Raw genomic sequence first — 13517 nt, 5'->3', positions numbered from 1 at the left:
ACGAAAGCCGCCAATAAAGGGGCCGTCGTATATTGAAAATCAATGCTTCCAGAAGGTCGCATCGTAACTATCGACAATCACTCAAACTAGCCGTGTCACGGTCAGGAAGAAACCAGCACAACCATTGCGCTTAGGCAGCCGCTTAGGCCAAGAAAAAGAAACGAATATTGAAGATTCCAGCCATAAGCTGCCAATCGCGCGGCATACCCGGTAAATCGTTCAAGTAACATGGCATTAGCAGAATATGGTGTGCCGGCGATCGTAATGCCCCATCCTGTCACCATAGCAATACCGAGCCCGGGCAAAGCCGGCTCCGGCCAGACTGAGCCCAACACACCACCAAAAACGGTTGCTGTAATAATGGGATTGATCCCCACGGCCCCGCCAACATAAAACAGCCACGGAACACAGAACGCGACAACCGAATAAGCCCAGCCCGGCAAGGCAAAATCGCCCCCCAAAGAGTTCAGCGCTGTTGCCGTCAGAGCGCCGCCCAAAAACGACGCGCCGCCCATAATCGCTAATTCGTTGGCTACGTTGGCCATAGACGGCAGAGCCACAGACCCGGTAGCTAGGCGTTTAGCGAAAAGATAAAGCACCACCACGGTCAAACAACTCAGGCTTACCGCCTGGGAGTACTTCAGGCCAGCCCAGGTATTCAGAGCAAAAGCTTGAAGCGAGATAAACAGGGCCAGTCCGGCAAAGCGCACCCAGGGCCAAAACGCGCTGTCATAAATGCTCGCTGCCTCAACTGCGCCGTCAAGAAGAGTAACACCACCGCTTTCCTGCTCGCGGAACCATACACCCACCACCAGGTAGAACAACGCGAACGGTATGGTCCAGACTAAAAGTTCCCAACTGGCTAGCCCTGGCAGCAGCGTCACCGTCAAAACCACTGCAATGGACAATGGTGACCCTATGGGCGAAGCGCCGAATCCACGGATAACAGCTCGTGCTGCATTGCGGGTTGCCGCATCATCGCCGGCATTTTCTATTTGCTTGCCGATCATTGGGGCAACCAGGCCTACCGATCCGAAGTTCAGCGGAATAGCTAACAGCCCTGTCCCAAGGCTTAGGCCAAGATACCGGGGCCCAGAACGTCCGCGGAACAGGCTCCTCGAAATAACACTTAAATCCTTGGATGTGCTGAGTACTGCAGACAACAGCATCACCGACAAAATCAACCCGGTAATGCCGGCCATGCTCCGGACCGCACTGACCAGCACATCCGGATTCAACAATAGTGCCAGACCGCTGACAACCAAAATCAGCGACGCAATCACACGAGCGATTGGACGAAGCTGGCTCCAGCCCAAAAAAATCAACACACAAGCCAGCAATACTATTAAAGAAGAGCTAAAGGGCAGGAAAGTTGCTGCGCCAAAGCATAGGGCCAGGTAAGCGAGACCTGAGCGAAAACGGCACAGTGCTGTCACTCTCATCGCTGCAAGACCCAAATGCCCTCTTCGCTTTCTGCAACCGGAACATAGCGAAAAAAACCCTGTGCCGTGGCAACCCATTTTTCGCTCAATCTGCTCAGATCGTCATTTTCCGCAGCCAGACTGGCGCTATTCATAAAGCTACCTCATAGCCGACCCTTGTAACTGAGCAGGCAAGATACCATCACAAAAAAAATACCACTATTATATACTTTGTATACGTTCCATTTAATTTTTGTATACCAAACTGTCGCCTAAACTGGATGGCAACCCTTACAAACAAAGCAGATAGCAACTCCAGCCAAGGACGACCTATGTCATTTCAACTAAAAATCGATCTACGCCAGCTCAATACATTTCTGACGATTGCTAAAGTCGGCAGCTTCAGTCGCGCCTCAGAAAAGCTGTTCGTCGCTCAGCCGGCACTTAGCCGGCAAATACGCCTGATGGAGGAAGCCCTGAACGCCGAGGTGTTCGTGCGCCATGGCCGCGGAGTGGTTCTGACCGTCGCGGGAGAGCTACTTTATGAGAAGGCTATGACTATTTTTCAAGATATAGAACGAACTCAGGCAGCAGTAGCTGCCATTTCCGGTGAGGTCACCGGTCAAATTGTTTTGGGCATGCTACCCACCGCAGCAGACGCCTTCTCCGGAAGTATCATTGAGGAGTATCGCCGCAAATATCCGCGCGTCAGACTGTCAGTAAAATCCGCCATGAGCGGTACCTTGCAGCAAATGGTGTCGCAGCACCGAGTCGACTTAGCAGTGACATACAATCACGGAAAGCACAAACACGTGCAGCAAACACCATTAATCGAAGAGCGTTTATACCTGATTTGTCCTCCTTCGGGAGACATCGCTATGCGCCAGAGTATTTCTCTGGAAGAGGTGCTTGATTTACCTCTGGTCATGCCAGAAGAAAAGCACGGTTTGCGGGAACTCATGGAAAAAGAGGCCGTAAAACATCAGAAAAAACTCCAGCTGGCTATCGAGGTCAACGCTTGGCCACTAATGACCGATCTAGTGAAACGAGGGCTGGGCTATACCGTGCTCTCACACGCTTCTGTTTACGAAATGGTGGCGCGCAAAGAGGTGGTGGCCATTCCCATCGATGCCCCGGAGCTTCACCGGTCCCTGGCCATTGTGACGCCACGGGATCTACCCCCCTCTCTTGCTACCCTGAAACTCGCTGAAGTCATCATTAGCCAGGTAACGCTTCAAGTCGCAGATGGTATCTGGAAGGGACGCCCCCTGTTTAACAAGAACGCTCTGGACAGCATTAGCGCACCCTCCGACTACGGCCTTGCCGAGACCTGACATCGCGTCAAATGCTAACCATCGCAACGAGCTATAAGATTCTGGCATGGCCGCGATTCAATTTAGATAATTGTCTGAATGATTTCACACTGATATTTTTCTGCCGCCCACGAAATCTGGGTGATGGATAATCATGTCGCAATATGCCGACGCCCTGCGGCAATAGAAAAACAACATTGATAAAGGCATCAACGATGACAAGAAGCAAACTTTCCTTCTCAGTAAAGCTGTGTTCCGGCGTTCTATTTTTGGGCTTGGCTAATACCGTCAACGCATTCGAAATAAAAACTGACGATGCCAAGGTTGATATCTACGGCTACGCCCGTTTGAATGCCTCTTACGATATCAACGAAGACATCAGCAAAAGCACTGGCACTCGTTCCGGCGACTTTAGCCAGGTCAATACCGGCGATGCAGAAAGCACTGAAGCTTCCGGTTACTTCGGCGCCGACGCCGTGCAGTCCCGCTTGGGTATTCGTACCAGCATGGACAATGGCGTCATAGTTAATGTGGAAGGCGATTTTAGAGGTGGTAGCAGTGGTGGCCAATTCCGCCTGCGTCATGCTTATGGACAATACGGCAATTGGTTGATGGGACGCACCTGGTCCAACTACAACAGCTTTGTAGGTAACACCTCTGTTCTCGAAATGGACGGCGTTGCGGGCAATGGAGGACTTTATAACCGGACTGCCCAGGTGCGCTATACACATGGCAACTTCGCATTCGCCGTGGAAGATCCGAAATCCAATATCCTTAACCAGGACTCCAAAACGGGCCTGCCCACGCTAACCGCCCGTTACGAACGGTGTTTTTCAAGTTAGTTGGCACTGTTTTTTGTTTAAGCCGCGTCTTTCTCCGCTGCCCTTTTTTCCGGATTCAGAGTTGTTGGTCCAACGGGCTCACAGTTCCTGATCGGACGGCTTCCCCAGCGGCTCGGTGTCCGTTGTTTGGCCTGTTCCAGTACCCGCTGGCGTTGGGCCAGGATGGCGACATCCTCGCCACTGTGCCGCTCCTGAGGGGTTACGAACCTCAACTTACTGTGCTTGTGTTCCGTGTTGTACCAGCTCACAAAGCCGTCTACCCAGCGTCGCGCGTCGTCCAGACTCTTAAAGCCAGCCGAGGGCCAGTCAGGGCGGTACTTCAGAGTCCGGAACAAGGATTCCGAGAACGCATTGTCATTGCTGACCCGAGGTCGGCTATACGAAGGCAGTACGCCCAGCTCTTCGAGCTTTGCCTTCATGGTCTGGGCCTTCATTGGGGCTCCGTTATCCGAGTGCAGCACCAGAGACCGGTGCAGACACTTCTCCCGCAGTAGGCAACGTTGTAACAGTCCGGCGGCGTAGTCGCCGCTCTCAGCCTCATAGACCTCGTAACCCACGATTTTCCGGCTGTAAACGTCTTCAAACATGTACAGGTAGTAGAACTGCCCACGCACCGTCGAAGCCAGGTAGGTAATATCCCAACTCCAAAGCTCACAAGGCCCGGAGGCATGGTGTGTGGTCGCTTCCCGGGAGCGCTGGGGCGCGAGGCTTTGCCCCCGATGGTTCAACTGGTTGTGAGCTTTCAGTATCCGGTAAAACGACGACTCTGAGGCGAGGTACAGCCCCTCGTCCATCAGCGATGGTACGATTTGAGACGGCGGAAGACTCTCGTAACGGGCCGAGTTGCAGGTCGACAGGATCCTCTGTCGCTCCTCTTCACTGAGTCTGTTTGCAGGACTGGGGCGTACCGCTTCCGGGCGCTTATCCGACTGCACCGAGCCTTCACGGAACCAGCGCCGATAGGTGCGCAAGCCAATGCCGGCTTCACCACAGGCCCGGAACAGTCGGGCACCAGCGCTCTTGGCTTCCTGGATCAGGTCAATTGTTATCCTGCGCTCAGGGACCGGGGTCAGTCGTCCCCGTTGTCGTTCTCCCAGAGCGCATCCAGCTTTTTTCGCAGCACCAGTAGTGCAGCAGTTTCGGCCAGAGCCTTTTCCTTATGCCGCAGCTCCCGCTCCAGTTTCTTGATCTGTTTCTGGTCGGCCTGACTTTTCTTGCGCAGTTGTTTTTCTCGCTCGGCACTGCGCTGAAAGCCTTGCAGGGATTCTTCTTTCCAACGTCGGACCTGCTCCGGATAAAGACCTTTTTCTCGACAATACTGGCTGAGTTCTTCTTCCGACAGGGTGGCTGTTTCGATCACAGTGGCAAGCTTGGCTTCTGCGGACCACTGCTCTGATCTGGCTTTGGATCCGGGCACAGGACGACCTTCTTCTCTGGCTTGTGTCCGCCAATTATAAAGGGTCTGATCCGAAATGCCTTCAACCCTGGCCAGGGCCGCCACCGTCATGCTGTGGGGCGGCGACAACTTTGCCAGAACGGCTGCTTTACGTTCATCCGAGTAACGAGGCACTATCAACACCTGAACCGCCCAACTGGTTAAAAATTAAGTAGTGCCAACTATCCTGCCAGAGGGGGCGAAAATAAAGTCGGAGCATTGAGTTTTGCTTCTGCTGCGCTAATTCAAGAAGTCGGATATGACACCGGCGTTAAGGATGACTCGGCCATTGGCTATGCAATCTTTGGCGCGGCCAAATTCCAGGCGACTGACGCCTTAAGCATTCAAGGCAACGTCAACTACACGGATGGAGCTAACGGTTATCTTTGGCGTTCAGGCACGAACTACTACGGTGAAGATGCTTATGTAAACGGAGACAGCGTAGAAACCATCGTCGGTTATAGCGCCAATCTGGGTGCCACAATCAAGATTGGACCGGGTTCACTTAGCGCCGTATACGGTATGGCCACCATGGACTGGGACGACGCAGCAGCTGACGGTTTAAGTGTTGGCGACAAGCACGAGCGCAACACGAACGCCTTTCTGACCTATAAATGGGTCCCTGTGAAGAGCGTTACACTGGGCGTAGAGTACGGGCGGTACGAAGTGAAAAAGGTAGACGGTGACGAGGGTGACGCCAATCGCCTGATGTTCGCAGCGCAATACAACTTCTAGAACACAACTCACCTCCTTTTCATATTACGATAACCCAGGCAGCAGTCGTTTTGCTGTCTGGGTAGTTTTATAAATTTAGTTTTTTGTCAGATTCAGCTAATCATCGAAACAAAAAAAATACCTTCATTCATCGGAAGAGGAGCAGAGAGCACTAAGTCCATTGGAGGCCCAACAATTCGACCGGCCCAGCTTAAGTTGATTGACTAAAACCGTAACTGTCAACCCTCAGAATCGTCTGAGTCCGATTTTCGGACACTCAAACCCTACCATTTGCGAACTAACCAGCGGTGCCCGTGGTGTGCCCAAAAAATTTCGCACCACTTTTCCTTAGCACTGCCGTCATCAATGCTCCCCGGATTTAGCCACCTTCCCGTCCGGCACAGAAGCAGACGTCCCAGCGGAAACCGCCTACATTGCGGCGATTTAAACTTGACGCTGCTTTTCAGGCCTACTTAGCTTGAACGTATAGCTGAAAATTGTATGACTCAGGGAACGGACTATGATCCTGCTCGCGATATTACTGGTTGTATTCGGCCTTCCCATGTTGGTAGGGGGCGTCTGGCTTATTACCCTCGGGGGAAGCTGGTACTACGCCCTGGCCGGGACGACACTGATAATAATCGCCTTACTGGTGAAGCCCCGGCGCGCCTTCGCACAGATCCTCTACGCATTGCTGCTGGCAGCTACCGTCGTCTGGGCCTATTGGGAAGTGGGGTTCGACTGGTGGCCCTTGGCGTCGCGGCTGGGGGTTCTGCTGCTGCTGGCTATTCCGCTGCTGTTTCCCGGTCCGGCGGGTCGTCGACATGGCGCTGTCACGCTTGCCATTGTCTGGATTGGGGTGGGCCTGTTCACTGTGGCCAGCATTCCCTATGACGCCCACCGCATCAAGGGAGAGCTGACCACAGATGCTGTGGTCCCGAATCCCCGGCTCGGGGACGTACCCCAAGGCGACTGGCTCAGTTATGGGCGCAGCAACCTCGGCCAGCGCTATTCCCCGCTGGACCAGATTACACCGGAAAATGTCAGTGATTTGGAGCTGGCCTGGCAATACCAGACCGGCGACCTCAAAGGCCCGGACGATGTCGGCGAAACCACCTACGAAGCCACACCCCTGAAAGTGGGCAATACGCTATACCTGTGCACTCCCCATAACTGGCTGGTGGCGCTGGATGCAGATACCGGAAAAGAGCGCTGGGTCTACAACGCCAAAGTACCTTCCGAGAGCCAGCGCCAACACCAAACCTGTCGTGGCGTATCCTACCTCCCTTCAAGCTCGGGCCAAGGTGATATTCCGGAGGTAAAAACCCTTCAGTCACCTGCAGAAAATCAGGCCAGCAGGGAATGCGACTCCCAGCTTTTCCTGCCGACCTCTGATGCCCGCCTGTTGGCTCTGGACCCGTTCACCGGGGCTCGCTGCAGCAATTTTGCTGACGACGGATCATTGAATCTGATGCACAACATGCCCTATAAGCAAGATGGTTTTTATTACTCCACCTCGCCGCCAGTGGTTGCCAGTGGTGTAGTTGTGGTCGCCGGGGCGGTCAACGACAACTACGCCATCAACTCACCGTCTGGCGTTATCCGTGCCTACAACGCCAAGACCGGTGAGCTGGTCTGGAACTGGGATCCTGCCAATCCGGACCAGACGCAACCTTTTGGCGAGAACGAAACCTACTCCGCCAGCTCACCCAACAGCTGGGCCGTGGCCAGCGCGGACGAAGAGCTCGGGCTGGTCTACTTCCCCATGGGTAACCGCACGCCGGACCAATTGGGTATGTACCGCACCCCGGAGGAAGAAACTTACGCGTCCTCAGTGGTCGCTCTCAAGCTGGATACCGGGCAGGTAGCCTGGGTACAGCAGTTTGTTCATCACGATCTCTGGGACATGGACACTCCGGCTCAGCCCAGCCTGGTGGATATTGAGACTGAGCAGGGCCTGCAACCCGGACTGGTGGTACCCACCAAACAAGGCGATGTGTACGTTCTTAACCGGGAAACCGGCGAGCCCCTGATTCCCATTACGGAACAGTCGGCCCCCCAGGGCACCATTGAGGGCGACTATGCCGCCGAGACCCAGCCAGTATCTGCCCTGAGCTTTCGGCCCCCAACCCTGAAAGCGTCCGATATGTGGGGCGCCAGCGCCATTGACCAGATGATCTGTCGTATCAGGTTCCAGTCCCTGCGTTATGAAGGCATTTATACCCCACCTTCGGTTCAGGGCACACTGGTCTACCCGGGCAATTTTGGTGTGTTCAACTGGGGCGGCATTGCTGTTGATCCGGAGCGCCAGGTTATGTTTGGCATGCCACTGTACATGGCGTTCATTCAGAGGCTGGTGCCCAAAGACAATAACACCCCCATGGGCCCTACCAACCAGGGTGAACAGGGGTTGAATGAAAATGCGGGGGCACAATACGCCGTCGAAATGAAGCCCCTGATGTCGCCCCTGGGTATTCCCTGCCAACGCCCACCCTGGGGCTATGTGGCGGGCGCGGACCTACGTACCGGTGAAATCATGTGGAAGCACAAAAATGGCACCGTTGAAGATATGGCGCCCATTCCGATACCTCTGGAGCTGGGTGTGCCGGGCATCGGCGGCCCCATCATCACCCGCGGTGGTGTGGTATTCCTTGCAGCCACCGTGGATGACTACCTTCGCGCCTACAACCTGACGGATGGTGAAGAACTGTGGCGGGCACGCCTGCCAGCAGGTGGTCAGGCCACACCCATGACTTACCTGAACAGCCAGGGCGAGCAGATGGTGGTGCAGGTTGCCGGTGGGCACGGCTCTGTTGGGACCACTATCGGAGACTACGTTCTGGCTTACAAACTGAAGTAAGCGCTCAGTAAGCTCAATCGCCTTAACCCGGTTACCACGCCCCAGAATAAGGCGCGCCGTGGCCTCATTGAAGCCAGTGCCTCAAACGTGACCTGCCTCCTTGGTGTCGGCCTGACGGGTTCGAATCAGTGTGGGGCGGCCTGTATCCAGGGCTTTGATCAGCTGTGTCTGTTTTTCGTGAACGGCTTCTGCGGCCTGTTCACGCACCGGGCCATAGCCCCGCACTTCACTGGCCAGTTCCGCCAGCTGAAGGAATGTGTCGTAATTGCTGGCATCCAGCTCACTGACAATCCGTGCCACAAGTTGCTGGTAACCTCTCAACTGCGCCCGATCCATCTTGCGGTCGGCGGAATAGCTGAACGGATCGATAGCGGTGCCCCGCAGCACCCTGAACTTTGCAAGCAGCCTGAACGCCTGAAACATCCAGGGGCCAAACTGGCGTTTCTTCGGCCTGCCCTGGGCATCTGTGCCGCGGTTCATGATCGGCGGAGCCAGGTGAAAGTGAACCTTGAAGTCGCCTTCAAAGGTGTTATTCACCTCCTTCATGAAGTCGGTTTCGGCAAACAAACGGGCCACTTCGTATTCATCCTTGAACGCCATAAAGCGGTACAACTGCTGGGCTACGGCACGGGTCAGCAACTGGTTCGTCTCGCCCAAGGTGTCCTCGGCTTTACGCACCTGCTTTACCATGTCCGTATAGCGATCGGCCCAGCGACGGTTCTGATAGTTCACCAGATGCTTGTGGCGGATGTTAATCAGCTCATCCAGCCCCTGCTCCGGTTTCACTTCCTCTACCCGTGCCTCACCGGTGTGCAACAGAGCGGTGATGACGTTTACGTCCGTCGCGGCCACGCGCCCCCAACCAAAGGCTTCCTTGTTGCGTTCAACCGCCACGCCATTCAGCTCAATGGCTTTCATCAGCGCGGCTTGTGACAGTGGCAACAGCCCCCGCTGCCAGGCAAAGCCCAGCATCATCACATTGGAAAATACCGTGTCGCCCAGCAGCTTCTCGGCAATGCCAGTGGCATCCATCTGTGCAAAATTGTTATCGCCTACCGCGTTACGGATCAGATCCAGGCGCTTGTCTGCCTGCATGTCTGCATCCCGGAACAGCACATAGTCTGCTGTTGGCATCTCAGCTTCGTTAGCCACCACCCGAGTGTGATTAGGCCGCAGAACGCTCAGCGCTTTCTGGGAGGAGGCAACCACCAGATCACAGGCAATTACGGCATCGGCCTGGCCGTTACTGATACGCACCTGGTGCAGTTTATCCGGAGACGGCGCCATGCGGACATAGCTCAGTACCGTGCCACCCTTCTGCGCGAAGCCGGTGAAGTCCAGCACCGAGGTACCCCGGCCTTCAAGATGAGCGGCCATGGTGATGAGCTGGCCCACGGTCACAACACCCGTGCCACCAACACCCCCCACCAACAAATCGTACGAGCCCGCAAGCTCCGGCAGAACCGGCTCCGGGATATCTGTCAGTTTGCCGGTGAGCAAAGAGCCGGTGTCCATACCGCGGGACTTGCGCAGCTGGCCACCTTCAATGGTCACAAAGCTCGGGCAGAAGCCATTCACGCAGGAGAAATCCTTGTTACAGGACGACTGGTCAATCTTGCGCTTGCGGCCCAGCTCAGTCTGGCGCGGCACCACGGAAAGGCAGTTCGACTGCACAGAACAATCGCCGCAACCTTCGCACACGTGATGGTTGATAAACGCCCGTTTGGCGGGGTTTGGGTAAAGGTTGCGCTTGCGCCGGCGGCGCTTCTCAGCCGCACAGGTCTGGTCGTAAATCAGAATGGTGCAGCCGGGAATGTCCCGCAGCTCTCGCTGTACCTTATCCAGCTCTGTGCGGTCGTGAAAGGTTACATCGTCCGGAAACAGCTGCTTGTGGCCATCGTACTTTTCCGGCTCATCACTGAGCACCACAATCCGGCGCACGCCCTCGGCGGAGACCTGTTGCGCAATCATCGGTACGGTAATCTGACCGTCCACGGGCTGGCCGCCGGTCATGGCCACCGCATCGTTGAACAGGATCTTGTAGGTGATGTTGATGCCGGCCGCAACGGCCTGGCGAATGGCCATAGACCCGGAATGAAAATAGGTGCCCTCACCCAGGTTCTGGAATATATGAGGATTGCCAATATAACGGCTCTTGCCAACCCAGTTAACCCCTTCGCCGCCCATCTGAATCAGCGATTCCGTGTCACGACCCATCCAGGACGCCATAAAGTGACAACCAATCCCGGCCAGCGCTTTGCTGCCCTCCGGCACTTTGGTAGACGTATTGTGGGGGCAGCCCGAACAGAAATACGGTAAGCGCTTTACACCACCCGGATCCTGAGCGTTGCTCATGCTGTTTATAACCGCCAGACGCTCGCTGTAATCCTTGCTGAAGAAGCGGCCAAGGCGGGCGGCCAGAAAACCGGCTACTAATTTGGGGCTTAGCTCACCCACGTAGGGGATCAAAGGCCGGCCCAGCTCATCCTGTTTACCGGTAATCAAAACCTCGCCGGGGCGATCCGGTTCCGACATGGCCTCTTTGATCTGACTCTCGATAATGCCGCGCTTCTCCTCGATAACCAGCACTTCTTCCTTGCTGTGAACAAAGTTGAGAATACCGCGGCGCTCAATCGGCCAAACCAGGCCCACTTTGTAGATATCCAACCCCATTTCCCGCGCCAGGTCTTCGTCAATACCCAGCAGATCGAGCGCTTCAAGCAGATCCAGATGGCCTTTACCGGTGGTCACAATGCCAAAGCGCGCCTGTGGGTTATCAAACAGGCAACGGTCAATGGGGTTGGCCCGGGCAAACGCCTGCACGGCCGCCAGCTTGTGCTCAATCCGGGTTTCCAGTTGGGGCCCGGGCAGATCCGGCCAGCGATAGTGAAGGCCGGTTTCTGGCGGGGTGAAATCGTCCGGGGTTACAAACTCGGGCAGCGGCGGCAGCTCTACCGACGCGGCACTTTCCACGGTTTCCGAAACCGCTTTGAAACCCACCCAACAGCCGCTGTAGCGGGACAACGCAATGCCCCAAAGCCCAAACTCCAGATACTCGGCAATGTTGGCCGGATTGATCGTGGGCATGAAAAAACTCATAAACGCTACATCAGACTGATGCGGCATGGAGGACGATACACAGCCGTGGTCGTCGCCTGCAATCACCAGCACGCCGCCGTGGGGAGAGCTGCCGTAAGTGGTGCCGTGCTTTAACGCATCCCCGGCGCGGTCAACGCCAGGCCCTTTGCCGTACCAGATCCCGAATACGCCATCCACCGTGCGATCATCATCGGTCTCTACCTGCTGGGTACCCAGCATAATGGTCGCCGCAAGGTCCTCGTTAATTGCAGGCACGAAATCGATGCGGTTTTCATCAAGATGTTTTTGAGCTTGCCAAAGGGCCATATCATAAGCCCCCAAAGGCGAGCCGCGGTAGCCACTCACCATGCCGGCCGTATTGAGCCCCAGTTTGCGATCCAGCGCGGCCTGCATCAGAGGAATGCGAACCAGCGCCTGGGTTCCGGTGAGAAATACCCGGCCAGACTCGCGCAGGTAGCGGTCTTCAAGCCTGTAGTTGTCCAGCTGCGGGCTGCCGGCTCCGGCGCTGCGATCTTGAGCGATATCGGATCGAGAGATGTCAGTGGACATGGCGCCTTCCTTTTGTCGGTTTTATAACCAGAATTCTAGAGGGAAGTGCGCAAAAGGTGCTTGTGTATTGGGCGAAAATTATATCAGTTTGAGAAAGATCCTTTGATAAATGGCACTATTAACGAAGACCCTTCGGTAAAAATCAGGTGTTACTAAATGAAACAGTTGGAACTGGACAAACTCGACCAGCACATTCTTGCGATTCTGCAAAAAGACGGACGAATCAGTAACCAGCAACTGGCGGAACAGATCGGGCTTTCACCGGCAGCCTGCTGGCGGCGGGTAAGATCGCTTGAGGAAACGGGCATCATAACGGGATACAGCGCGCAGCTCGCCCCGGAGCGCATCGGCCAGGGGTTGTGTGTACTGGTCAACCTGTCACTTCAACGACACACCATAGACAGCACAGCGGATATCGAGCGGCAGGTGAGCAGCTATCCGGAAGTGCTTCAGTGTTTCGCCGTTACCGGTAATGCGGATTTCGTGTTGCGGGTACTCGTGCGGGATATGGCCAGCTATGACCGTTTCCTAAACGAAAAAATATTCACCTTGCAGGGTATTTCACAGGTTAACTCCAACTTCGCACTGCGTGAGATCAAAAATACCCAGACGATTCCGTTGGGGAGTGCCGAATAACCTTCTTGCCCCTCAACGCACTGATGAAGGAAAGTCCGGTACACGGCTACTGGCATTTTGATCGTCCTGCTGGACAGCCAGAGGGGCTTTGAGCCAGCCTCAAGCGTATTGGTAAACACCACGGGGGCGCTTGCCCGCCTTCATAAAGCGTAGGCTCTCGTTGTCGCGTTCGAGCCCGGATGTTTGCCGCTGCTGCTCTAAAAAGACCATGGCATCAATCCGAAGCGGCAGTTTGAGTGCAACGTTGATTTCCCAACGTTTATAACCCAGGTCCGCCAGTGTGTCGTCTTTCTCGGCCAGCAGCGTCAGCGCCATGCGCCGGAACTGTTGGCGCCGGGAATAGCCACCCACCAAGGTAGCGGTGCGCATCCCGATTGTCTGATCATTCTTATGGGAGCCTGACATCGCTGTTCCTCCTTGTTTGAGTCTATAACCCGCATGAATGGTTGAGGGTCCGCAAACGCGCCCGCCTCATTGCATTGAACCGATATGGTGGCGGCTTCTCTGCATTCATGTCATCGCCACAGTAATACTGACCCACCAACGCCAACTTAAAATTGACCCACCTGAGGCAAAATGGCCGCCTAATCACACGATCAAAGCGGCGGCCGATGTTAACTCAGGAGATACTTGTGGAAATTCACGTAT

At 55.2% G+C, this 13517-nt stretch carries 10 protein-coding genes; 5 read left to right on the top strand and 5 right to left on the bottom strand.

The annotated features are described in order from the left end of the window. Positions 1–101: 101 nt before the first annotated feature. Together ENI00_RS00145 and ENI00_RS00140 are read right to left on the bottom strand one after the other, a co-directional pair. On the bottom strand, positions 102–1328 hold the full coding sequence (locus ENI00_RS00145; RefSeq protein WP_304097029.1) for a hypothetical protein: 1227 nt from the start codon (positions 1326–1328) through the stop codon (positions 102–104). A gap of 110 nt (positions 1329–1438) precedes the next feature. Beyond that, positions 1439–1576 carry a hypothetical protein gene (locus ENI00_RS00140; protein WP_304097026.1) on the bottom strand — a complete coding sequence of 46 codons (138 nt, stop codon included), beginning with the start codon at positions 1574–1576 and terminating at the stop codon, positions 1439–1441. A gap of 177 nt (positions 1577–1753) precedes the next feature. Between ENI00_RS00140 and ENI00_RS00135 the strand changes: the two genes are divergently transcribed. Next, positions 1754–2755 (top strand): LysR family transcriptional regulator, encoded by a 1002-nt coding sequence (locus tag ENI00_RS00135; RefSeq protein ID WP_304097023.1) that lies wholly within the window; start codon positions 1754–1756, stop codon positions 2753–2755. Between the two features lie 194 nt (positions 2756–2949). Then, a complete protein-coding gene (locus ENI00_RS00130) occupies positions 2950–3576 on the top strand; it encodes a DcaP family trimeric outer membrane transporter (protein WP_304097021.1) in 627 nt (208 codons plus the stop codon). A gap of 17 nt (positions 3577–3593) precedes the next feature. Here ENI00_RS00130 and ENI00_RS00125 read toward each other — a convergent pair. Then, a protein-coding gene (locus ENI00_RS00125; protein WP_414674182.1) for an IS3 family transposase occupies positions 3594–5146 on the bottom strand; the annotation gives its coding sequence in 2 pieces (ribosomal slippage) (positions 3594–4678 and positions 4678–5146; 1554 coding nt in all). A gap of 84 nt (positions 5147–5230) precedes the next feature. Here ENI00_RS00125 and ENI00_RS00120 point away from each other — a divergent pair. Further along, positions 5231–5746 carry a hypothetical protein gene (locus ENI00_RS00120; protein WP_304097016.1) on the top strand — a complete coding sequence of 172 codons (516 nt, stop codon included), beginning with the start codon at positions 5231–5233 and terminating at the stop codon, positions 5744–5746. A gap of 499 nt (positions 5747–6245) precedes the next feature. Beyond that, on the top strand, positions 6246–8585 hold the full coding sequence (locus ENI00_RS00115; protein WP_304097013.1) for a glucose/quinate/shikimate family membrane-bound PQQ-dependent dehydrogenase: 2340 nt from the start codon (positions 6246–6248) through the stop codon (positions 8583–8585). An 81-nt stretch (positions 8586–8666) separates the two neighbouring features. On the opposite strand, the gene ENI00_RS00110 is transcribed toward ENI00_RS00115, so the two are convergent. Then, positions 8667–12233, bottom strand: a complete 3567-nt coding sequence (locus ENI00_RS00110; protein ID WP_304097011.1) for an indolepyruvate ferredoxin oxidoreductase family protein — start codon at positions 12231–12233, stop codon at positions 8667–8669. A gap of 156 nt (positions 12234–12389) precedes the next feature. Between ENI00_RS00110 and ENI00_RS00105 the strand changes: the two genes are divergently transcribed. Further along, positions 12390–12869, top strand: coding sequence for an Lrp/AsnC family transcriptional regulator (locus ENI00_RS00105; RefSeq protein WP_304097008.1), 480 nt, complete (start codon positions 12390–12392; stop codon positions 12867–12869). 99 nt (positions 12870–12968) lie between these two features. Here the strand turns inward: ENI00_RS00105 and ENI00_RS00100 are convergent, their stop codons facing one another. Further along, complete coding sequence (locus ENI00_RS00100; RefSeq protein ID WP_304097005.1) at positions 12969–13274, bottom strand: hypothetical protein; 306 nt, start codon at positions 13272–13274, stop codon at positions 12969–12971. Positions 13275–13517: the final 243 nt, after the last annotated feature.

It is taken from the genome of Marinobacter antarcticus, from assembly GCF_011049865.1.
GTDB lineage: Bacteria > Pseudomonadota > Gammaproteobacteria > Pseudomonadales > Oleiphilaceae > Marinobacter > Marinobacter antarcticus_A.
This window is presented reverse-complemented; position numbering and strand designations above follow the sequence as displayed.